The organism is Kushneria aurantia DSM 21353 (genome assembly GCF_000382245.1).
Classification (GTDB): domain Bacteria; phylum Pseudomonadota; class Gammaproteobacteria; order Pseudomonadales; family Halomonadaceae; genus Kushneria; species Kushneria aurantia.
The window spans coordinates 1-19,988 of the sequence record NZ_KB907879.1 but is presented as its reverse complement, the minus strand read 5'-3'; the positions used below and the strand labels follow the sequence as shown (position 1 = coordinate 19,988).

Below are 19,988 nucleotides of genomic sequence, written 5' to 3'. Positions count from 1 at the left end.
TTGCGCACTCAGCCGCGAAGCTCGCGCTCGGATTCCAGTAGCGAAGCGCGAAAGGCGTCGCGCTCGAAAAGACGCTGCATGTAGTTCATCAGCGGTTTGACACGCTGCTCGGGAAGTTCGATCCCCATCAGCGGCAGGCGCCACAGGATAGGCGCCAGACAGCAGTCAACCAGTGAGAACTCTTCGCTCATGAAAAACGGAATATCCTCGAAGATAGGGCTGATACCGACAAGGCTTTCACGCAGCTCCTTGCGCGCCTGCTCGACCTCCTTCTTCGAGGCACTGCCCGCGAGAATGGTCTCGGCCATGGGGCACCATTCGCGCTCGATACGATGCATCCACAGGCGGCTCTGGGCACGTGCCACCGGGTAAACCGGCAACAGCGGCGGATGCGGAAAACGCTCGTCGAGATACTCCATCATGACCTTTGACTCGTAGAGGACGAGGTCGCGATCGATCAGCGTCGGCACGCTGTTGTAGGGGTTGAGATCGGCGAGCTCCGCGGGACGCTTCTCATCGGTCACCTCGACGATATCGACGGTGATCCCCTTTTCAGCCAGCACGATTCTGACCCGATGGCTGTAATGGTCGTTACTGCCGGTATAGAACGTCATCGACGATCGCTTGGCCACAACACCCATATAGATTCCTCACTTTGATCACGAGTCGGATGATAACACGCCGCCATGGCGTTCCGGGGCCGAATTGCAACGATGACCGAACGGCCCCGCACTCCGGTGCGTTGACAGCATGACATCGAGCGCCGCTACGATACCCGGAGAGTCTCGACGGCAACGCACAAAAAACGATATCGCCGGGAACAGTCCTGAACGCCAAAAGCGGCCCGCAGAATGTTCGCCTGATGGAACATACAAAAACGCCCGGGTATATAGCCCGGGCGTTGACGCGAGGAGCGCAGCGTATTAACGCTTGGAGAACTGCGGACGACGACGCGCCTTGCGCAGACCGATTTTCTTGCGCTCGACCATGCGCGCATCGCGCGTCACGTAGCCGGCGCTGCGCAGCGGTGCGCGCAGATCTGCGTTGTAGTCGATCAGCGCACGGGTAATACCGTGGCGAATGGCGCCGGCCTGAGCCGACCCGCCGCCGCCCTGTACGGTGACGTAGACGTCGAACTGACTGCCCAGCTCGGTCAGCTCCAGCGGCTGGCGCACTACCATCTGGGCAGTCACGCGACCGAAGTATTCGTTGAGCTCACGCTGATTGACGATGATGTTGCCACTGCCCGGGCGCAGGAAAACGCGCGCGGTAGAGGTCTTGCGGCGGCCGGTGCCGTAGTACTGCTGCTGTGCCATGATCGGGGTTCCTTTAAAGATTCAGTGCCTGAGGCTGCTGTGCGGCATGAGGATGTTCACTGCCGGCATAGACCTTGAGCTTGGAATACATGGCGCGACCCAGCGGGCCCTTCGGCAGCATACCCTTGACGGCGATCTCGATGACGCGCTCGGGAGCATGATCGATCATCTGCTCGAAGTTCATCGAGCGCAGACCGCCCGGATAGCCGGTATGACGATAGTACTGCTTGGTAAAGCTCTTCTTGCCGGTAACCCGCACCTTTTCGGCGTTGACGACCACGATGTAGTCGCCGGTATCGACGTGCGGCGTATATTCGGGCTTGTGCTTGCCCCGCAGGCGACGAGCAATCTCGGTCGACAGACGCCCGAGGGTCTTGTCGGCAGCGTCGACGACGTACCAGTCGCGCTGCACGGACTGCGGCTTGGCGCTGAAGGTTTTCATGTGTAAATCACCATGGTTGTGGCACGAAAGCGAACGCGGTTCGTTCGGCCAATCCCTATTTTTCTTGGTTGCCACGCAGCACGTGACAACGATAAGCGAGCGCGCATTGTACAGCCCCGCTGCACGCCACACAAGCTGCTTCAGGGCTTGTGGGCAAGGGCCAGATACTCGCTCGACTGCATTTCCTGCAGCCTTGAAACGGTACGTTCGAATTCGAATTCGAGCTGGCCGCCGCTGTAGAGCGCTTCGGGGCTCGCCTCGGCCGACATCACCAGCTTGACCGCGCGATCGTAGAACTCATCGACCAGATTGATGAAGCGGCGTGACTTGTCCTCCACGCTGGCGCCCATCACCGGCACAGCGGAGATCAATACGCTGTGATACTCACGTGACAGCTCGATATAGTCGTTCTGGCTGCGCGGGCCATCACACAGGGTATCGAAATCGAACCACACCACGCCGTTGTGACTCCCTTTTGCCGCAAGCGAGCGACCGTTGATGCGCAGCGAAGCGGCCTGCGCCGACTCGCCCGCAATACGCTCGAAGCTTTCTGCCAGTGCTTTTTCGGCGTCGTCATCAGCGGGCGTGTGAAATATCTCCTCACGGGTCAGGGTACGCAGACGATGATCGATACCGCCATCAACGTTGATCACCTCGCAGTGGCGATTGAGCAGATCGATGGCGGGGAGAAAACGATCGCGCTGCAGGCCGTTTTTGTAGAGTTCGTCGGGGACAATATTGGACGTGGTGACCAGTACGACTTTCTGGGCAAAGAGCGCATCGAGCAGATTGCCCAGAATCATGGCATCGGTGATGTCCTTGACGAAAAACTCATCGAGACAGATCACCCGCGCTTCACCGGCCAGCTTGACGGCAATCTGCGTCAGCGGATTTTTCTGCCCCTTGTGCACGTCCAGCTCGCGATGCACGCGCTGCATGAAGCGGTGAAAATGCATCCGCATGCGGTCGTCAAACGGCAGACTGTCGTGAAAGGTATCGACCAGCCAGGTCTTGCCACGCCCTACCCCCCCCCACAGATAGAGCCCCTTGATGTCGGGCTGTTGCGGGGCACTGGGCGCCTGTGCCTGACGCTTGCCGAAAAGCCCCGACATTCGCGACTTCAGACCGCCGCCCTCATCGGCGCCCTGTACCGAGGGCTGCGGGCGCGGCCTGGAGGTCAGCTCATCGTAAAGGCGCTGCAGATGCTCGACCGTTTTTTCCTGCGCCGGATCGTAATGGAAATCGTCGCGCTGCAGATCCTTTTTGTACTGCTCGAGCGGTGGAAGTCTGGACATGGAGGGATGTGCCTTGCAAAAAAGTGTGCAAAAGTCTGATTGTATAACGATCAAGGCGGCGAACGGCCAGCATCATGCATTGACCGAAACGCGCGACCGCCCTCTATAATAGCGTACCCGGGGAAACGCTGAATAAATCGACGAGCGAGATGAAGCGCAACGCGCGTGGAACACAGAACACGAGACATAACATGGGGTTGGGCGAGTGTTCGACCGGGCTGGCGCACCAGTACCACGCAACGCAGCGATTCGCTGGCGCAGGCATTTATGCAGCGTTTACCCAAACTGCCACGCCGGCCGGCGTGGCCGTCATAACCGATCAGGGGAAGGCTGGTGAACGAAGGCAATATCGACTGGGTAATCGCAGCCGTGGCACTGCTGGCGGGTGTCGCCATCGGCATCCTGATTCACCGCATGAGCAGCGGTGGCGCGGCCACCAACAAGAGACTCAAACAGCGGCTGGCGGAAACCGAGCTGGAACTCAGACAGCAGCGCGAAGGCAGCGGGCGTCATCTGGTCGAGGCCGCCGAGCTGGCCGATGAGCTGACACGCCAGAGCGAAAGGCTGCGTCAGCGTCTGCACGGCAGCCTCGTGAAATTCGGCAACAACACGGCCGCGCCTGTCCTGCAACACAATCCCGAGACCGATCACGAGCGCCGCACCAGCGACCCGAGCGAGTCGCTGCACGCACCACGGGATTACGCCGACGGCAACGGCACGCTCGATGAGCGCTACGGTCTGGAGAAGCCTCAAGGCGAGGAGGAGACCTCCCGCACACAGCGCTATTGATTGCTGTTACACCCAACGACAACGGCTGCTGCCCTTCCGGCAGCAGCCTAGACAGGATTGTCAATATCCACAAAACGGTGCTCGACGCCGTGGCGTTCCGACAGCCTCTGCCCCAGCGCCCTGATACCGTCACGCTCGGTCGCGTGATGCCCCGCCGCGAAGTAACTGACTCCCATCTCCCGTGCCATGTGTGTGGTTCGCTCCGAGGCCTCGCCCGACACAAAGGCGTCCACACCGGCCTGTGCCGCCTCGGCAATCATGTCCTGAGCGCCACCGGTGCACCAGGCAATGCGTTCTATGGGTCGGTCATGAGCGGCAATGACAAGCGGCTGACGTCCCAGCCGCTCGGTCATGCGCGCTGCCAGGGCGTCATGGGCCACGCCTCCGGCACGGCCATGGTAAAGCAGGCCCTGGCCCATCTCGCCATCCAGCACGCCCTCGATCTGCCAGCCCAGGCGCTCGGCCAGCAGGGCGTTGTTACCCAGCTTCGGGTGGGCATCCAGCGGCAGATGCCAGGCCACCAGGTTGATCTCGTGCTGAAGCAGTGTCGCCAGTCGACGGCGCTTCATGCCGGTCACCGCGACCGGCTCGTTCTTCCAGAAATAGCCGTGATGGACGATCACCATATCCGCCCGCCAGGCGACCGCCTCGTCGAGTAGCGACTGACAGGCCGTGACGCCGCTCATGATACGCTTGATCTCCTCCCTGCCTTCGACCTGCAGGCCGTTGGCGGTGTAGTCGCGAAAGCGCTGCGGTGTCAGCAACCCGTTCATATCGGCAAGCAGGGTGTCGCGCTCGGCCATGTGCTCCTCCATGAAGTAACCGTGCCGGCCCGCGACGACAGCGCAGCCGGCCGGGTGATAGACTCAACGCCTTTCGGGGCAGCAATGCCCTTTCGGCACAAGTTCTTGTGAAAGACAATTCATACATACAGGGTGCTGAACCGCTCGGCGACCGAGCGCCTGCCCGGGAACGGCGGCAGACTCCCCGCCGAGCCATGGTTCAGCGCCCTGCGGGGAAATGGTGTCATGCGCCGACTGTTGCTGCCACTGATCTGGCCCGTCATCTGCGGTGTTCTGCTTGCCCTGGTGCTGCTCGATTACATGCCCAGCATGATCGGTGGCGGCGAACGCAGTGGCGGTGAAACCGTCAGCCAACGCCCGGTCGTCGAACCGGTCCAGCTTCCGGCAACGCCGGTCGAACGTGATCCGCCCTCGACCCGCGACGCACCGCCCCTGCAGCGCAGCGAAGGCGCCGCCAGTTACGCCACCGCGGTTGAAAAGGCCGCACCTGCCGTGGTCAATATCTACTCGTCGCGACTGGTAGAGCGCGACCAGCATCCGCTGATGTCGGACCCCTTTTTCGAGCAGTTCTTCGGCAACAGCCAGTCGGGCCGGCGCCGCATGCTGTCGAGCCTGGGCTCCGGCGTTATCGTCAGCGAAGAAGGCTACATTCTTACCAACAACCATGTCATCAGCGGCGCCGACGAAATCCAGGTAGCGCTGCGCGACGGCCGCGAGACCATCGCCACGGTGATCGGCACCGACCCCGAGACCGACCTGGCGGTGCTGCATATCGATCTCGACAATCTGCCGGTGATCGGGCTGACGGACTCCAACAACAGCCGCGTCGGCGATATCGCGCTGGCCATCGGCAACCCTTTCGGCGTGGGCCAGACGGTGACCATGGGCATCATCAGCGCGACCGGTCGCAGCCACCTGGGGCTCAATGCCTACGAGGATTTCATTCAGACCGACGCGGCGATCAACCCGGGCAACTCCGGCGGCGCGCTGGTCAACGCCGACGGCGCGCTGGTGGGCATCAATACTGCCATCTTCTCGCGCAGCGGCGGCTCCCAGGGGATCGGCTTCGCCATACCCACCAACCTGGCGCACGACATTCTCGACGACCTGGTGGTACATGGGCGGGTCATTCGCGGCTGGCTGGGCATCGAGGCGCGCGAGGTCACGCCCGGTCTGCCGGCGTCATTCAACATCAATGCACCACGGGGCGTGGTGGTCTCCGATGTGGTCGAGGGCGGCCCGGCGGACCAGGCCGGGGTCAGAACCGGCGATGTAATTCTATCGGTCAATGGCCGCCCCCTGCTGGATGCCCAGAGCGCCATGGTGGATATCGCCAATATCGCCCCGGGCGAAAAGCTGCCGCTCGAGCTCTATCGCGATGGCAAGCGTCTGAGCGTCACCATCACCGTGGGCGAGCGCCCGGCACGCTCGATGATGCCGACACCGAGCGACAGCGACAGCTGAACCGCTTACCGCTGGCGGATGCCCTACTCCTCCCTGATACGACTCTCCGCCGAGCGAGCGTGAGCGGTCAGCGATTCGCCGCGCGCCAGCACCGAGGCGGTGCGGCCCAGCGTCGAGGCGCCCTGCGGCGAGCACTGAATCAGCGACGAGCGCTTCTGGAAATCATATACGCCCAGCGGCGACGAGAAGCGTGCCGTGCCGGAGGTGGGCAGGACGTGATTGGGACCGGCGCAGTAGTCACCCAGCGCCTCGGCAGTATAGCGCCCCATGAAGATAGCGCCGGCGTGCCGCACCTGCTCGGCCAGCCGCTGCGGCTCGGCCACCGAAAGCTCCAGGTGCTCGGGGGCGATGCGGTTGGCCAGTGCCACTGCCTGCGCCTCGCTGCCGACGTGAATCAGCGCACCTCGCCGGGAGAGCGACTCACGCACGATATCGGCACGCTCAAGCGTCGGCAGCAGTCGCGCGATGCTCTCCTCCACCGCAGCCAGGTGAGCGTCGTCCCAGCTGATCAGAATCGCCTGGGCATCCTCGTCGTGCTCGGCCTGGGAGAAGAGATCCATCGCCAGCCAGTCGGGGTCGGTATCGCCGTCGGAGATAATCAGAATCTCCGACGGGCCGGCAATCATGTCGATGCCGACACGGCCGAAAACGGCGCGCTTGGCGGTTGCCACGTAGATATTGCCGGGGCCGACAATCTTGTCCACCGCCGGCACCGTATCGGTGCCAAACGCCAGCGCCGCCACCGCCTGGGCACCGCCGATGGTGAACACCCGGTCGACGCCGGCGGCGCGGGCCGCCGCCAACACCAGATCGTTGACCACGCCGTCGGGTGTGGGCACCACCATGACGATATCGGCCACGCCGGCCACCTTCGCCGGAATGACGTTCATCAGCACCGACGAGGGGTAGGCCGCCTTGCCGCCGGGGACATAGACACCGACGCGATCCAGGGGTGTGACCTGCTGGCCCAGCAGGGTGCCGTCGGCCTCTTCAAAGGACCAACTGCCGGGCTTCTGGTGTTCGTGATAGGCGCGGATGCGATCGGCAGCCACCGTCAACGCCTCGCGCTGCTCGACGGGCAGCGCCTGCCAGGCAGCCTCCAGCCGTGCAGCGCCGAGCGTCAGCTGCGTCATACTCTCCACCGCCAGCCGGTCGAAGCGCTGCGTCAGCTCGATCAGCGCCGCATCACCGCGGCGGCGCACCGCGTCGAGAATATCGTCAACGCTGCGCTGCACCTCGGCGCTGGAGACGCTTTCCCAGTCGAGCAGTGCGTCAAGACACTGCTCGAAGTCCTGCTGACCGGCATCGAGACGCCGAATAACCTGCTCTGTACTCACCGCTGACTCCCTCATCGGTGGCGCGACTCCACCGCGGTCGGATCGAAAAGTCGAAAGAAAAGGCTGCCGCTCAGGGCCCGGTGGCTTCGCCGCTGCGCCGCGTCACGGCTTCGCGCAGCTGCTCGATCAAGGGCCCCAGCCGCGCGTGCTGAACCGTCATCGAGGCCTTGTTGACCACCAGTCGGGTGCTGATATCGGCGATCAGTTCACGCGCCACCATGCCGTTGGCGCGCAGGGTATTGCCGGTATCCACGATATCGACGATCTCGTCGGCCAGATTCATCATCGGCGCCAGCTCCATGGCGCCATACAGCTTGATGACCTCCGCCTGGATGCCCAACCCCGAATAGTAGCGCCGTGCGATATTGACGAACTTGGTGGCGACCCGGCGCCTGGCGCGATCAGGCGTCACACCCTCGATGCCGGCCGTCATCAGACGGCAGCGCGAAATATTCAGATCGAGGGGCTCGTAGAGCGCGCGAGCGCCGTGCTCGAGCAGGACATCCTTGCCCGCCACCCCGGCGTCGGCGGCGCCCATCTGGACATAGGTGGGCACATCGACGGCACGCAGTATCACCAGTCTGACGTTATCGAGAGTGGTCTCGAACAGCAGCTTGCGACTCTTGTCGAGCGGCTCCAGCGGTTCGATACCGGCTTCGGCCAGCAGCGGCAGCGTCTCTTTGAGAATGCGCCCCTTGGAGAGCGCCAGAATCAGGGGTTTACTCATGGGGTCTCGAAAACTGCCGGATAACGACGCCACGGCGTCGGTGATAATCAGAACCTCTCAGCGCGGTACGCGACGAATCCGCGCACCCATCAGCTGAAGCTTCTCCTCGATGCATTCATAGCCGCGATCGATATGGTAGATACGATCCACCACCGTCTCGCCTTCAGCCACCAGCGCCGCGATGACAAGGCTTGCCGAGGCGCGCAGATCGGTTGCCATGACCGGTGCACCACCAAGCTGCTCAACGCCGGTCACCATGGCGGTGTTGCCCTCCAGCGTGATATTCGCCCCCATGCGGTTGATTTCCTGCACGTGCATGAAGCGGTTCTCGAAGATGGTTTCCACCACCCGGCCGCTGCCTTCGGCAACGGCGTTGAGCGCCACGAACTGTGCCTGCATATCGGTCGGAAAGGCCGGATAGGGCGCGGTGCGAATGTTGACCGCCCGCGGCCGGCGACCCTGCATGTCGAGCGAGATCCAGCCGTCGCCGGTGTCGATCTCGGCGCCGGCCTCCTCGAGCTTGAGCAGTACCGCTTCCATGATGTCGGCCCGTGCGTTACGCACTTTCACCCGCCCGCGCGTTGCCGCAGCGGCGACCAGAAAGGTGCCGGTCTCGATGCGGTCGGGCATGACATCGTAGCGACAGCCGTGAAGCCGCTCGACACCGTCGATGGTGATGGTGCCGCTACCGTGCCCCTGAATAGACGCGCCCATGGCGATCAGGCACTCGGCGAGATCGACCACTTCCGGTTCGCGGGCGGCATTTTCCAGCACGGTACGACCCTCGGCAAGCGTCGCCGCCATCAGCAGGTTCTCGGTACCGGTCACGGTCACGGTATCGAAGACGATATGCGCGCCCTTGAGCCGACCGTCAGTGCGGGCGCGAATGTAGCCGCCCTCGACACGGATATCGGCACCCATCGCCTGCAGACCGTTGATATGCAAATCGACCGGTCGCGAGCCGATAGCACAGCCACCGGGCAGCGACACATCGGCGGTCCCGAAATGGGCCAGCAACGGCCCCAGCACCAGAATCGAGGCGCGCATCTTCTTGACCAGATCGTAGGGCGCATGACAGTGCGTCACCCGCCCGCCGAGCTGAATACTCATCTTTTCGCCCATCATGGGCTCCACCCCCATACGGCCCAACAGCTCGAGGGTGGTGGTAATGTCCTGCAGATGGGGAAGATTGCCGATAGTGATCGGCTCGTCGGCCAGCAGCGTCGCGGCCAGAATCGGCAACGCTGAATTCTTGGCGCCCGAACTCCAGACCTCGCCGGAGAGTGGCCGACCGCCGCTGATGATCAATTTATCCATTCGAGGGTTTCCGGCAGCAGTCAGGCGCGATCGGCATCGGCCGTCTCGGCCCACTGCGACGGCGTGAAGGTTTTGATCGTAATGGCATGCAGCGCGCCGCTGGCAATCTCCTCGGAGAGCGCAGAGTAGATCAGCTGCTGACGCTTGACCGGCGTCATGCCGGCAAAGATGTCACCGATAGCGGTGACCTGAAAATTGCATCCCTCTCCCTGAATGTGGAATTCACACTCCGAAATGCGATCTTCCAACAGGCGTTTGACGTCTTCGGGCTGCATGAGGGCTCCTTTTACTAACCGTTGGGTGAAGGCCATGCAAACCCTGCCCTCGTTTTTGACATGGGCAGGGTTCGCAGGTGCCATCTCAATAGCGGCAATGGTAAATGAAAAACGCCGTCATGCGCGAATGGCGTGAAGTCACCGGGAAGCCGCAGCCTCGACGGCCGGTGAGCACTCGAAGGAGGTATGGCGGGAAGGAAAAACATCGTTGAGTTCGGCCAGCTCGACAAGCTCGCGCATGCGGTCGGAGAGTCGTATGCGGTCCACCTCGATGCCCTTGCGGCGGGTAATGCGCAACCACTCCAGCAGGACCGACAGGGTGGCACTGCTGACGTCGTGCACGTCACAGGCGTTGAAGGAGACCGAACCCTGCTGGTGACGCTCCAGCCAGCGCGCTCCCGCCGCGGCAAGTGCCGCGGCGTTATCGAAGGCAGGCGCCCCCTTCAGACGAAGCGTATCGTCGCTGACTGTCAGCTCGGTATCATCGTCCTGATAGATCGGTTCGCTCATCAGCCCTGCGCCTGCTGGTTGCCACCCTCTTCGAGATCGACTTCCGGTGCCCAACCGTTGATAACCGCATCGATATTACGGTTATTGTTCTGCATCGCCTGCTCGAACTGATTGCGGAAGGTCAGCCCCAGATTGATGCCGTTGACCACCACGTTGACCACTTTCCACTGCCCGTTGCTCTGGCGCAGGGTGTAGGAGACCGGATAACGCTGACCGTCGGTGCCGACCACCTCCATGTCGACGCTGGCCTGATCCTGGTAGCGCTGATCCTGGTCACTACTGAGCACGTTGACGCTCTGATAGTCGAAGGTCACCAACCCCTGAGAGTAGGTATCGACCAGCGTCTGACGGAAGACATTCAGGAAGCGGCTGCGCTGCTCGGGCGTCGCTGCGCGAAAATATTTGCCCATCACGCTGGCAGCTGCATACTGCCAGTCGATCAGCGGCACGATATTGTCCCGCACCACCTGCTTGAGCTCCTCGGGGTGGCTGCGGTAGTACTGCTGGCGATTGTCGAGCTTGCTCATCAGATTGTCGACGCTCTGCTGCACCAGCTGTTGCGGTGACTGGCTCGACTGACCTGACTGATTCGGCTGACTCTGGTCGGCGGCGACAGCATTAACCGTAAAGCCGGCCGACATCAGCGACAGTGCCATGACGATAGCGGTGGATATCCTTTTCATCCTGCCTCTCCTTTGAATGAGGCGGCCACTTCGGCCGCCAACATGACTACCCGAATTGGACCACTTTGATTCGTTGGTGTTCGACTATTTGGACATATTCGACACAAACTGCTGGATCAGGTGCTCCAGCACCAGCGCCGATTGCGTATCACGAATGGTATCGCCACTTTTCAGCATTTCGGGGGCGCCACCGGTCGTCAGGCCAATGTACTGCTCGCCCAGCAGTCCCGAGGTCAGGATAGCAGCCGAAGAGTCCTGCGACAGCTGCTTGCCTACGTCGGAATCGATCTGCATGGTGACCCTGGCATCGAGCCACTTCGGATCGAGCGAAATATCGGTCACCCGGCCCACGGTGACACCTGACATGGTGACCCGCGAGCGCTCCTGCAGACCGCCAATATTGCTGAAGTTGGCATAGAGGGTGAAATTGCGATCGGTCTGACCGAAGCTCATCCCGCTCACCTGCAGCCCGAGAAAGATCAGCCCCAGCAGGCCGGCCAGCACAAAGGCGCCGACGCCCGCCTCGAGTGTTCCGGAACGCTTCATTAAAAATCTCCAAACATCATTGCGGTCAGAATGAAATCGAGCCCCAGAACGGCCAGCGAGCCGAACACCACGGTGCGGGTAGTGGCACGCGAAATACCCTCCGATGTGGGCACCAGGTCATACCCCTGGAATACCGCGATCCAGGTCACCACCAGCCCGAAGACAACGCTTTTGGCCATGCCGTTCAGGACGTCATCGAAAAACGCCACGCTGTTTTGCATATTGCCCCAGAAAGAGCCGGCATCGACGCCGAGCCAGTCGACACCGACAAGATAGCCGCCCATGATACCGATCACGCTGAAAAACACGGTCAGAATCGGCATCGACACGAACCCTGCCCACAGCCGTGGCGCAATCACCCTGCGCAGCGGATCGACACCAATCATCTCCATGCTGGAGAGCTGCTCGGTCGCCTTCATCAGGCCGATCTCGGCGGTCAGCGCCGAGCCCGCTCGACCGGCAAACAGCAGCGCACTGACCACCGGTGCCAGCTCACGCAGCAGCGACAGCGCCACCATCTGGCCGAGCGCCTCGTCGGCACCGAAGCCCGACAGCACCAGGTAGCCCTGAAGCGCGATGACCATGCCGATAAAAAGGCCCGACACCACGATAATCGGCAGCGACAGCACGCCAACGAAGTACATCTGCCGCGCCCACAGCCGAAAACCCTGCAGGCGCGGCAGGCAACAAAGCGACTGGACCAGAAAGATCGCGCTGCGTCCCAGCGCTTCCAACAGATCGAGCGCCCGGCGTCCCAGTGCAATCAAGGGCGACATCATGGCGTCTCCGAAGCTGCAAAAATATCGTCGGCAAAACTCTCCGACGGATAGTGAAAGGGCACCGGACCATCCGGCTTGCCCCGAATGAACTGGCTGACCCTGGGATCCTCGGAATCGCGCAGCGAACTCGGCGAGCCGCTGGCCATGACCCGTCCGTCAGCGATGACATAGACATGGTCGGCGATCGACAGCGTCTCCTTGATGTCGTGGGAGACGATAATCGCCGTCATGTTGAAGGCGCTGTTGAGACTGCGGATCAGCGTTACCAGAACACCCATCGAGATCGGGTCCTGGCCCACGAAGGGCTCGTCATACATGATCAGATCGGGGTCGAGCGCCACCGCTCGCGCCAGCGCCACGCGCCGGGTCATGCCGCCGGAGAGCTCCGAGGGCATCAGATGGCGCGCGCCGCGCAGCCCCACCGCCTGCAGCTTGATCAGCACCACGTCGCGAATCATCTGCTCCGGCAGCTCGGTGTGTACCCGCAGCGGAAAAGCGACGTTTTCGAAAACCGACAGATCGGAAAACAGCGCACCGCTCTGGAACAGCATCCCCATGCGCCGGCGCATACGAAACAGCGCCTGGCGGGAAAGCCGGTGGACATCCTCGCCGGCGACCCTGATGCGCCCTTCATCGGGCGTGAGCTGACCGGCGATCAACTTCAAAAGCGTCGTCTTGCCGGTACCGCTGGGCCCCATGATGGCCGTAATCCTGCCCTTTGGAATCGCCAGGTCGACGCCCGAAAAGATCGGCCGCTCCCCCCGCAAAAAATGCAGATTGTCGACTTCTACCAGTGTTGAGTCGGCCATACGACTCCTGTCTGAAAGACCGGGAATAGGTTAGCGAACATCGTATCCGAATTCACTCCGGCACCACCAGCCTTGATGGCGCCACCCTTTCGGCAGTGTGTGAATATGTGTCAATGCATCGCGCCTTCACTCGCACTTGTGCCGGATCGCTGCCGGGGTCAGAATCGGCGCCATGACAACCCGGACCGATAGCGATCACGACTTCCTTGCCAGCGCCCGACGCACCCTCGACCTCGAACAGCAGGCGCTGGCGGCGCTGGCGGCGCGTCTCGATGCGAGCTTCGAGCACGCCTGCCGGCTGATACTGGCCTGTCATGGCCGGGTAGTGGTGACCGGCATTGGTAAATCCGGCCATATCGCCCGCAAGCTTGCCGCGACGCTCGCCAGCACCGGCACGCCGGCCTTTTTCGTTCACGCCGGCGAGGCCAGCCATGGCGATCTGGGCATGGTGGTCGAAAGCGACCTGGTACTGGCCCTCTCCAACTCCGGCGAAACTGCCGAAATCACCGCCCTGCTACCGCTTTTCAAGCGCCTGGGTACAAGGTTGATCGCCATGACCGGCCATAGTGGTTCGACCCTGGCGCGCCATGCCGACGCGCACCTCGACGTCAGCGTCGAGCGCGAAGCCTGTCCGCTCGATCTCGCCCCCACCTCATCGACCACTGCCAGCCTGGCACTGGGCGACGCGCTGGCCATTGCCCTGCTCGAAGCGCGCGACTTCAGTCCCGAAGAGTTCGCCCTTTCACACCCCGGCGGCACCCTTGGCAAAAGGCTGCTGCTGAAGGTAGCAGATCTGATGCATACCGGCGCAGAATTGCCGCTGGTCAACCACGGCACGTCACTGCGCGACGCGCTGATCGAGATGACCCGCAAGGGGCACGGCTTTACCTGCATTGTCGACGCCGAAGGACGGCTGAGCGGCATCTACACCGACGGCGATCTGCGCCGCACTATAGACCATCATGGCGATGTGCGACGTCTGACGATCGATGAAGTCATGACCTTTGGCGGCCTGACCATCGAGGCCGATACACTCGCCGCCGAGGCCATACGCGTGATGGAGCAGCATCGCGTTACGACGCTGGTAGTGGTCGATACCGAGCAGCGACCGCAGGGTATTCTGAAGATGCACGACCTGCTGCGCAGCGGCATCGTCTAGTGTGGTGTCCCCCAAGTAACGCCAGGACATATCGGCGGCATGGCGTTGTCAGGCAAGGCGCGAGGAAGCGTCATGGTGGGGTCTATGGCAACGACGAGCAACGCCGCATGGCGGCGCCATGGGCCGATATGATGGGATGATATTTGTGGGACACCACACCAGGCTCATTACACAGGACAATCCAGGCATGACGACGTCTTCCGTCCCACCCGATGCAGCCACAAATGCCCGCGCTATTCGCCTGCTGGCACTCGATGTCGACGGCGTACTGACCGATGGCGCACTGCGCTACGATGGTGGCGGCAACGACCCGGGTGGTGACCGCATCTTCCATGTGCGCGACGGCCTGGGGCTGAAACTTTTGATGGCACGGGGTATCGACGTGGCCCTGATTACCGGCCGCCGCTCACCGGCAGTCGAGCGCCGCGCCCGCGAACTTGGCATCGAGTGCGTCATTCAGGGCCGCGACGACAAGGCCGCCGCGCTGACCGCGTTGCTCGACGAGCGTGGTCTGGAGCCCCGTCACGCCTGCTACTGCGGCGACGACCTGCCCGATCTGGGCGCCATCATGCTGTCGGGTCTGGGCGTGACGGTGGCCGATGCCCCCGACTATATTCAGCAACGCGCCGACATCGTCACGACGGCCTGCGGCGGTCGCGGCGCGGTGCGCGAGCTGTGTGAATGGCTGCTGGCAGCGCGCGGCGAGCTGGATGACATTATCGCCGGCTTCGAGACAGCAGCGGACAGCGACGCTGAGCAAAAGTCATATTGAACAGGCCACGGGAAGTCTCATGATCGGCAGATTTCGACCCTTTTCTGTACGCACCCGCAACCGGCTGGCACTCGGCCTGCTGATACTGCTGCTGGGCGGCGTGCTCACCCTGATCGACCAGCGCGGCAACCTGATGTCACCTCCTCCCGTGCCCGAAAGCAGTGAAGGCGAACCGGACTACTACCTGGAAGGCGTGGAATATACCCGCTTCGACACCCAGGGGAGGCCGGCACAGACCATGCAGAGTCCACGACTGACCCATACGCCCAACGATGATATCACCCGCGCCCGTACGCCCCACTTTACACTGCTCGACGACCAGCAGCGGCGCTGGCAGGCCGACGGTCAGCAAGCCAGGCTGGGACCCGATGGTAATACCTTCCAGCTGGCCGGCAACGCCGTGCTGCACCAGCCCGACGAGGGGTGGCGACTGGAAACCGATGTGCTGCACTATAATCTCGACCAGCGCCGCGCCTGGAGTGACAGCGAATCGACCTTTATCGACAACCGCCAGCGTACCCGCGGCGATCGCTTCGAGGCACTGCTCGACGAGGACCGCCTGCATATCGAGGGTAACGTGCACGGCTACTACCCGGGCACCACGCCCTGAGGCGTTTGCCGCTTTTCATCATTTCAAACCAGGGACAACCGCCATGATGCGCTCTTTGTTGTGCTCCACTCTCGCCCTGCTGGCGCTTTCCGGCACGCCTGCGCTGGCACTGGAGAGTGACCGCAACCAGCCGATCAATATCAGCGCCGATGCCCTTGAAATCAGCGACCAGGACGGCACCGCCGTTTATACCGGTGCCGTCGAAGTCGACCAGGGCAGCATGCAGCTGCGCGCCAACCGGGTCGAACTGCAGCGCGCCGAGAGCGGCGGACTGTCGCAAATGACCGCCACCGGAGGCGAGGACGGGCGCGCCTACATCGAACAGCGCCCGGCGCCCGACGATCCGCTGGCGCGTGGCTGGGGCAACCGCATCGTCTATCATGCCGGCGAACGACGTGTGGAGCTGATCGGCAACGCCGAGCTGCATCAGGGCAGCGACATCTTCACGGGCGGCTATGTTGAATATTTTCTGGATACCCGTCGGGTCAATGCGCGAGGCAACGAGCAGTCCGAGGGCGGCGATGGACGAGTACGCATGCAGCTGACACCGGCCGGGCAGCAGGACGGCAGCGCACAATGAAGACACTGCACGCTTCCCATCTGGCCAAGAGTTTCAAGGGTCGGCGCGTGGTGCAGGACATCAGCCTGTCGATCCGCCAGGGCGAGATCGTCGGCCTTCTCGGCCCCAACGGTGCCGGCAAGACCACCTCGTTTTACATGATCGTCGGACTGGTCAAGGCCGATGCCGGTCACGTGGCGATCGATGCTCACGATCTGAGCAAGAGCCCCATGCACCAACGTGCCAGCGCCGGCATTGGCTACCTGCCGCAGGAGGCCTCGATCTTTCGCAAACTGTCGGTGGCCGACAACATCATGGCGATTCTCGAGACCCGCAAGGATCTCGACCGTCACGGGCGCCGCGAGCGGCTGGCACAGCTGCTGGAAGAGTTCAGCATCACTCACATCCGCGACAACAAGGGGTTGAGCCTCTCCGGCGGCGAGCGCCGGCGCGTCGAGATCGCCCGCGCGCTGGCGATCGAGCCGGCCTTCGTCCTGCTGGACGAGCCCTTCGCCGGTGTCGACCCCATCTCGGTGGGCGAAATCAAGGGCATCGTGCGCCAGCTGCGCAACCGCGGTATCGGCGTACTGATCACCGACCACAACGTGCGCGAAACGCTGGATATCTGCGATAACGCCTACATCGTCGGCAGCGGCCTGATTATCGCCGAGGGCGACGCCAACGCCATCCTCGGCAACCAGCACGTGCGCGATGTCTATCTTGGGCACGAGTTCCGGCTGTGATCGTCTATCCGCACTGCGGGCCTTCCACGCCACCGCCGATGATCACCCGGCTGATACGAACATCGCGGAAAAGACGCGCCGCCGCCTCATCGAAGGTATATTCACAGGCAAAGCCCAGGTCAATGACATAGTCACTACCCCTTTGGCTCTCCATGACCTGCTGCCACTCGCCGGCAGCCGCAATCGCCTTATCGCCGACCAGCTCGACGCCAGTCACCATATTGATAAAACCGGCGGCCCGCGGCCCCTCCCAGTAGGCGTATACACTGGGGTCATAGGCGTTGCCGCACATCGTCAGGCAGTCGGCACCCCACTATTCGATAGACATGACGGTCTCCCCACGACTCCCGCGCAATACCCGCGGCCGATTCAAAATAGCGCAGGTTGGTATTCAACATATCGCCGTTGAATACGTCATCCAGCGAGGGGGATTGCGCCTCTACCATACCGCTTATCATCAGCAATCCGGCCGATAGCGCCACGCCGTTCTGTTTTTTCATCGATTCAGCCTCCAATCATGCCACGTAACGTTAGGTAACAGCATCACGCTACACCCTTTCGACGGCACCCGGTGTCGCCATAAATTTTCGTTAAAGCCGAACCGGGAGTACTGCTACTGCTCATTGCGCGACATAAATTGTCGCCCCGTACTGATAGCTTCCAAATACTCCCATCAAGGTTCAGAGGTATGGCATGTCACAGAACAGGGACACCCTTTTACGGCTTTTTGCCCTGCTGCGGCTGATACCCACCTATCCGGGCTATATCGCCACCACTACCCTGCTGGAGAAACTGCGCGAACGCGGCTTCGCCATCGACATGCGCACCGTGCAACGCGATCTCAACAGGCTTTCGGTCCCCTTTTCGCTGCTGTGCGACGAGAGCATTACCCCCTACCGCTGGAGCCTTACCCAGGGGGCACCGCTCGAGCTACGCGACATGGACCCGGCCACGGCGCTGGCCCTTCACCTGGCCGAAGGCCACCTCGCCTCCGTGCTACCGCAGAGCGTCTTCGACCTGCTGGCACCGCAGTTTCGACGTGCCCGCGGCTACCTTGACTGCTCCGCGCGCAACGAACTGGCGGACTGGGCGCGACGCGTGCGCACCCTGCCCAACGGCAAGGCGCTCCAGCCGGCACCTATCGACAGCGAGGTATGGCAGCAGGTGTCGACGGCGCTACTGGAACACAAACGCCTGCGCGTCAACTACCTGAGTCGCAGCAAGGAAGAGGTCAAAACACTCGAGCTTCATCCCCTTGGCTTCATCACACGCCACGCCATCAGCTATGTGATTGCCAGCGTCGAGGGTTACGACGACAGACGCCAGTTCGCGCTGCACCGAATTCAACAGGCCGAGTGCCTGGACAGCTCGGCCAACAACGATGCCTGCTTCGATATCGACCACTTTTTGAGCAGCAACTTCAACGCACCCGGATCGTTAAAGGAGGTAGAGCTGGTCGCCGATATATCACCTGATATTGCGTGGATTCTGAGGGAAACCCCACTTGGCCATGAACAGCAGATCGAGACACTGCCGGATAGCGACTGGCATCGGTTACGGGCGAAAGTCAGGGATGATCAGGAGACGCTGTGGTGGGTGTTCGGGTTGAATAGCCATATCAGGGTGTATGAGCCGGCGAGGTGGACTGTAACGATTCTTGACAATCTTAACCAAGCAATGAAATTTTACGAAAACGAGGCTAATTATGGCAAAAGGTAAGAAATGTCCAAATTGCAGCAACTGGACGATGCATGAGAAGAAACCGAATTACTGGTATTGTTCTTTCTGCAAAGCAACGACTTTTGGATAAAAGTCACTAGTTCTCCAAAATTTCACGTTTATCAACAAAAGGGGGCTACATGAATCATCATAACCAAGAAGCGACTCAGAGAAATACATCCATGAACCACCAAAACAAAGAAGAAATTTCAAATAAAATAAATGAAAAAATAAGAGAAATCACAAACTACACCCCAACAGTTGGGCTCTTCGGAAATTCAGGCGTCGGCAAGTCCAGCCTATGCAATGCAATTTTTGGTAAAGATGTTGCCAATGTAGACGACGTAGAGGGTTGTACCAGAGAGGCCCAAGATATACGAATAGGTGAGAGAGGCCAGACAGGTGGCATCATCCTGCGTGACATGCCGGGCATAGGTGAAGACCCCGAGCGCCAAAAAGAATACGTGAGATATTATAAAAACAATCTTGCTGATCTGGATTTTGTACTTTGGCTTATAAAAGCTGACGACCGTAATTATGCTTCTGCCCTCGATGCTTATAACGAAATCTTCAAAAAAACTGACATAAAAGAGAAACCACCTATACTTATTGTCATCACTCAAGCTGATAAAACCAATGACATGGACGACTGGGACACAAACAACTACCAACCAGGCGGAACTCAAGTTGTCAACATTGATAGAAAAGTACTGGATGTAGCAAGGCGCTTTGATATCTCTCCCAACATCATCATCTCGGTTGCAGTATCCAAGAAAGGAAGAAAGTACAATATCACAAAGCTTGTGGATCTCATTGTGGATAAGATTCCAAATGAAAAAAAGTATTCAATCACACGAGAGGCTGAAGAAGATGTAGTAAGCGAATACGCTATCGATGGAGCAGCGACCGGCATGTGGGAGTCTATAAAAGAATTCGCCGGTCGTGCATGGGATGAGGTGAAAGAAGTCGCTGCCACTGCCTTGGCCTCCGCTGCGCCCAAAATTTTTAAATCTTTAAATCGCTGGCTCAAGAAAAAATTTTTCTAGCAGCCTGTCGGGCTTGCCGTCGGCAGGTGAGGCGTGCGACCCGCCCCGGCAGATTTTTGCACCAGCATGGTGCGCAGCGGCGCATAATGACGTCTTTTTACGCCCAATATCCTGAAAACGCACCCTGCCGCTCGCTTTTCAGGCCTTTCGGGCGGATGTCGGGCGCAATACGGCCATGCGTTTCAGATTCCACGCCAGGCACACCAGCGTCCATTCGCCGCTCACCCGGTTCAGTCCGCGCAGCGAGAACTGACGAAAACCGAGTACCGACTTGATGATGCCGAAGAC

General features: G+C 61.0%; 26 protein-coding genes. 9 read left to right on the top strand and 17 right to left on the bottom strand.

Features of this window, described 5'->3' with window-relative positions; genetic code table 11:
• Positions 1–8 precede the first annotated feature (8 nt).
• From sspA to zapE, 4 genes are all read right to left on the bottom strand, one after another.
• Positions 9–641: a stringent starvation protein SspA gene (gene sspA / locus H146_RS0112685; protein ID WP_019952254.1), complete on the bottom strand. Its 633-nt coding sequence runs from the start codon at positions 639–641 to the stop codon at positions 9–11.
• Between the two features lie 282 nt (positions 642–923).
• Positions 924–1,316, bottom strand: a complete 393-nt coding sequence (gene rpsI / locus H146_RS0112680; RefSeq protein ID WP_019952253.1) for a 30S ribosomal protein S9 — start codon at positions 1,314–1,316, stop codon at positions 924–926.
• Between the two features lie 13 nt (positions 1,317–1,329).
• Positions 1,330–1,758, bottom strand: a complete 429-nt coding sequence (rplM, locus tag H146_RS0112675) for a 50S ribosomal protein L13 (protein ID WP_019952252.1) — start codon at positions 1,756–1,758, stop codon at positions 1,330–1,332.
• Between the two features lie 140 nt (positions 1,759–1,898).
• Positions 1,899–3,053: a cell division protein ZapE gene (gene zapE / locus H146_RS0112670; RefSeq protein WP_019952251.1), complete on the bottom strand. Its 1,155-nt coding sequence runs from the start codon at positions 3,051–3,053 to the stop codon at positions 1,899–1,901.
• 333 nt (positions 3,054–3,386) lie between these two features.
• Here zapE and H146_RS0112665 point away from each other — a divergent pair, with 333 nt between their 5' ends.
• Positions 3,387–3,842: a Z-ring associated ZapG family protein gene (locus tag H146_RS0112665; protein WP_019952250.1), complete on the top strand. Its 456-nt coding sequence runs from the start codon at positions 3,387–3,389 to the stop codon at positions 3,840–3,842.
• Between the two features lie 47 nt (positions 3,843–3,889).
• Here the strand turns inward: H146_RS0112665 and H146_RS0112660 are convergent, their stop codons facing one another.
• A complete protein-coding gene (locus tag H146_RS0112660) occupies positions 3,890–4,645 on the bottom strand; it encodes a Nif3-like dinuclear metal center hexameric protein (protein WP_019952249.1) in 756 nt (251 codons plus the stop codon).
• Positions 4,646–4,870: 225 nt separating this feature from the next.
• Here H146_RS0112660 and H146_RS0112655 point away from each other — a divergent pair, with 225 nt between their 5' ends.
• On the top strand, positions 4,871–6,109 hold the full coding sequence (locus tag H146_RS0112655) for a Do family serine endopeptidase (RefSeq protein WP_019952248.1): 1,239 nt from the start codon (positions 4,871–4,873) through the stop codon (positions 6,107–6,109).
• 23 nt (positions 6,110–6,132) lie between these two features.
• Here the strand turns inward: H146_RS0112655 and hisD are convergent, their stop codons facing one another.
• The 9 genes from hisD to H146_RS0112610 all read right to left on the bottom strand — a co-directional run bounded on the left by hisD (position 6,133) and on the right by H146_RS0112610 (position 13,092).
• Positions 6,133–7,461 carry a histidinol dehydrogenase gene (hisD, locus tag H146_RS0112650; protein ID WP_026351958.1) on the bottom strand — a complete coding sequence of 443 codons (1,329 nt, stop codon included), beginning with the start codon at positions 7,459–7,461 and terminating at the stop codon, positions 6,133–6,135.
• 55 nt (positions 7,462–7,516) lie between these two features.
• A complete protein-coding gene (hisG, locus tag H146_RS0112645) occupies positions 7,517–8,173 on the bottom strand; it encodes an ATP phosphoribosyltransferase (RefSeq protein ID WP_019952246.1) in 657 nt (218 codons plus the stop codon).
• 57 nt (positions 8,174–8,230) lie between these two features.
• On the bottom strand, positions 8,231–9,490 hold the full coding sequence (gene murA, locus H146_RS0112640; RefSeq protein ID WP_019952245.1) for a UDP-N-acetylglucosamine 1-carboxyvinyltransferase: 1,260 nt from the start codon (positions 9,488–9,490) through the stop codon (positions 8,231–8,233).
• 20 nt (positions 9,491–9,510) lie between these two features.
• Entirely contained in the window at positions 9,511–9,765 is a 255-nt protein-coding gene (locus H146_RS0112635) for a BolA family protein (RefSeq protein WP_019952244.1), read from the bottom strand.
• Between the two features lie 138 nt (positions 9,766–9,903).
• The gene (locus H146_RS19340; protein ID WP_019952243.1) at positions 9,904–10,275 is read right to left on the bottom strand and encodes an STAS domain-containing protein; all 372 of its coding nucleotides are present in this window, start codon (positions 10,273–10,275) and stop codon (positions 9,904–9,906) included.
• Positions 10,275–10,958: an MlaC/ttg2D family ABC transporter substrate-binding protein gene (locus tag H146_RS0112625; RefSeq protein ID WP_019952242.1), complete on the bottom strand. Its 684-nt coding sequence runs from the start codon at positions 10,956–10,958 to the stop codon at positions 10,275–10,277. The genes H146_RS19340 and H146_RS0112625 overlap by 1 nt, the downstream gene beginning before the upstream one ends.
• Positions 10,959–11,042: 84 nt before the next feature.
• Entirely contained in the window at positions 11,043–11,504 is a 462-nt protein-coding gene (mlaD, locus tag H146_RS0112620) for an outer membrane lipid asymmetry maintenance protein MlaD (protein WP_019952241.1), read from the bottom strand.
• The gene (mlaE, locus tag H146_RS0112615) at positions 11,504–12,280 is read right to left on the bottom strand and encodes a lipid asymmetry maintenance ABC transporter permease subunit MlaE (RefSeq protein WP_019952240.1); all 777 of its coding nucleotides are present in this window, start codon (positions 12,278–12,280) and stop codon (positions 11,504–11,506) included. The genes mlaD and mlaE overlap by 1 nt, the downstream gene beginning before the upstream one ends.
• Positions 12,280–13,092: an ABC transporter ATP-binding protein gene (locus H146_RS0112610; protein ID WP_019952239.1), complete on the bottom strand. Its 813-nt coding sequence runs from the start codon at positions 13,090–13,092 to the stop codon at positions 12,280–12,282. Before H146_RS0112610 ends, mlaE begins: the two co-directional genes overlap by 1 nt.
• Before the next feature lie 172 nt (positions 13,093–13,264).
• Here H146_RS0112610 and H146_RS0112605 point away from each other — a divergent pair, with 172 nt between their 5' ends.
• The 5 genes from H146_RS0112605 (at position 13,265) to lptB (ending at position 16,935) form a co-directional block, all read left to right on the top strand.
• Positions 13,265–14,251: a KpsF/GutQ family sugar-phosphate isomerase gene (locus tag H146_RS0112605; protein ID WP_019952238.1), complete on the top strand. Its 987-nt coding sequence runs from the start codon at positions 13,265–13,267 to the stop codon at positions 14,249–14,251.
• Positions 14,252–14,438: 187 nt separating this feature from the next.
• Complete coding sequence (locus H146_RS0112600; protein WP_019952237.1) at positions 14,439–15,023, top strand: KdsC family phosphatase; 585 nt, start codon at positions 14,439–14,441, stop codon at positions 15,021–15,023.
• A 19-nt stretch (positions 15,024–15,042) separates the two neighbouring features.
• A complete protein-coding gene (gene lptC / locus H146_RS0112595; protein ID WP_019952236.1) occupies positions 15,043–15,633 on the top strand; it encodes an LPS export ABC transporter periplasmic protein LptC in 591 nt (196 codons plus the stop codon).
• A gap of 43 nt (positions 15,634–15,676) precedes the next feature.
• Entirely contained in the window at positions 15,677–16,213 is a 537-nt protein-coding gene (gene lptA / locus H146_RS0112590; protein ID WP_019952235.1) for a lipopolysaccharide transport periplasmic protein LptA, read from the top strand.
• Entirely contained in the window at positions 16,210–16,935 is a 726-nt protein-coding gene (gene lptB / locus H146_RS0112585) for an LPS export ABC transporter ATP-binding protein (RefSeq protein ID WP_019952234.1), read from the top strand. Before lptA ends, lptB begins: the two co-directional genes overlap by 4 nt.
• Positions 16,936–16,939: 4 nt before the next feature.
• Here the strand turns inward: lptB and H146_RS19335 are convergent, their stop codons facing one another.
• Positions 16,940–17,227, bottom strand: a complete 288-nt coding sequence (locus tag H146_RS19335) for a hypothetical protein (protein WP_019952233.1) — start codon at positions 17,225–17,227, stop codon at positions 16,940–16,942.
• Entirely contained in the window at positions 17,208–17,435 is a 228-nt protein-coding gene (locus H146_RS21435; RefSeq protein WP_156826806.1) for a hypothetical protein, read from the bottom strand. The genes H146_RS19335 and H146_RS21435 overlap by 20 nt, the downstream gene beginning before the upstream one ends.
• Before the next feature lie 193 nt (positions 17,436–17,628).
• Here H146_RS21435 and H146_RS0112575 point away from each other — a divergent pair, with 193 nt between their 5' ends.
• The gene (locus H146_RS0112575) at positions 17,629–18,654 is read left to right on the top strand and encodes a helix-turn-helix transcriptional regulator (RefSeq protein WP_019952232.1); all 1,026 of its coding nucleotides are present in this window, start codon (positions 17,629–17,631) and stop codon (positions 18,652–18,654) included.
• 140 nt (positions 18,655–18,794) lie between these two features.
• A complete protein-coding gene (locus tag H146_RS20770) occupies positions 18,795–19,700 on the top strand; it encodes a GTPase family protein (RefSeq protein WP_083920870.1) in 906 nt (301 codons plus the stop codon).
• Positions 19,701–19,838: 138 nt separating this feature from the next.
• Here the strand turns inward: H146_RS20770 and H146_RS20765 are convergent.
• The coding region (locus H146_RS20765) for a transposase (RefSeq protein ID WP_019952230.1) at positions 19,839–19,988 on the bottom strand (150 nt) is incomplete at its 5' end.